This is a genomic window from Bacillus cereus group sp. BfR-BA-01355 (genome assembly GCF_022663675.1).
Lineage (GTDB): Bacteria > Bacillota > Bacilli > Bacillales > Bacillaceae_G > Bacillus_A > Bacillus_A thuringiensis_S.
In genome coordinates this window covers 1-464 of sequence record NZ_JAKUFY010000309.1, presented here as the reverse complement: position 1 = coordinate 464, position 464 = coordinate 1, and the positions used below count along the sequence as shown (strand labels likewise).

Here is a 464-nt window from a genome sequence, read left to right as displayed (position 1 = left end):
GTAATTTTACTGTTACAAAAGACGGAAAAGTCACGATGACATTCAACGATTATGTTGAAGAGCATCCAGATGTTGCTGGTAACCTACAATTAAAGACAGAATTTAATAAAGCTGAAATTAAAGGTACAACAACACAAGAAATTCCTTTCCCAATTAAAGATAAGGATGTTTCTATTACAGTTGACTTTAAGCCTAATGTACAAACAGCTACGAATAAAAAAGGGGTACCTGATAGACCAATTAATACAAATGAAATTAATTGGAAAGTAGAGATGAACAAAACGAAAGAAACCCTTAAAAATGCTGTTTTTAAAGATAACATCCCACAGGGTACAAGCTTAAATAAAGATTCGATTAAAGTTTATTATTTAGAAGTTGATGTTAATGGAAATGTAATGCGTGGTGCAGAAGCTGAGCCAACAGATTACAATATTATTTCATCAGATGGCTCAAAATTGGAGATT

At 31.9% G+C, this 464-nt stretch carries 1 protein-coding gene; it reads left to right on the top strand.

All coding sequences use genetic code 11. The annotated features are described in order from the left end of the window. Positions 1-464 (top strand): collagen binding domain-containing protein (locus MR167_RS31790; RefSeq protein ID WP_242316257.1); only part of this gene is annotated, 464 nt, incomplete at both ends.